At 31.1% G+C, this 1,145-nt stretch carries 1 pseudogene; it reads right to left on the reverse strand.

Annotated elements, in window-relative coordinates:
• Positions 1 to 1,054: pseudogene (locus tag KPL55_RS26215) on the reverse strand (IS3 family transposase); the annotation flags it as partial.
• Between the last annotated feature and the right edge of the window lie 91 nt (positions 1,055 to 1,145).

The following is a 1,145-nucleotide window of genomic DNA, read 5'->3' on the forward strand; positions in this document are numbered from 1 at the left end:
TCTGAGTGAATAAATGCATCTTTAGATATTTTAATATTCCTATTCTTTTTTAGTTTTAATATAGTATCAGTGACTATATCCATCTTAATATTAGCTGACACATTATATGCCAGTATTTCATTTGTAGAGGCATCCTTAATTGTTGAAAGATATGCTCGATGACCCTTTCCATAAAACAAATAAGTTATATCCGTAAGCAATACCTTGCCAGGTATATTTTGTTTGAAGTTTCTATTTAATAGATTTGGTAAAACAGCATGTTCAAGGGTAGCTTTCATCATCCTTTTATAAGGATTTGCTTTTCTGATTGGACACACTATTTGATATTTTTTCATAATCCTACGGATACGCTTTAAGTTGTATACGATTCCAAACTCGCCTTCTAATGTCATTTTGATCTGCTTGGCTCCTTTTTTGCGGCCTTTAAAGTTGTATGCCTTTAATATAGTATCACCCACTGATTTATCACAGTAGTCACGCTTATTCCTAAATCCCTGTGCACTAACTGAGAAATAGTTATAATACCCTGAACGTGATACCCCAGACACATTGCATAAATGACTAAGCATATTTTTGAGTTTATATTTTTTAATTTGTGAATTGATAAGAAGGTACTTTTCTTCTGCTGCTAATATTATTTTTTCTTTATCATCCTTCTTTCTAGCATGTCGATTTTTTTTAGTAATTCATTTTCAGCTTTAAGTAAATTAATTTGGACCTTAAGACGTTTGTATCTTTCTTCTATGGGGAGATCTTTCCCACTTGATCTTCCGCACATTAGTTTTCTTGTATCATTCAATCCTATTATGCCTTTTTTTCTATATGCAGCCCGCCATCTGTTACCTGCTGATCTAATTCGAACCAATCCAAGGACATCTATATCAAAACCATATTCTATAAATATTTCTTTTATAGATTTTCCCTTTTCATTCTCCGCTACAAAAATGCGTTTATATTCATCGGTATAAGTTATACCTTTAATACTAACATTTGTTACATATTTATTTTTGGACAACACTTTCACTTCTTTTTCTGTAAAATTCTTAATACTCATTTATCCACCTCTAATCTTTTATTCCATTATACATAGAAAAACCCCATAGGGTAGTTTTTTTTAAAACGTCTACTCTATAGGGTACATTTTA

The sequence above is a fragment of the Clostridium lacusfryxellense genome (assembly GCF_018861735.1).
GTDB classification, from domain to species: domain Bacteria; phylum Bacillota; class Clostridia; order Clostridiales; family Clostridiaceae; genus Clostridium_AD; species Clostridium_AD lacusfryxellense.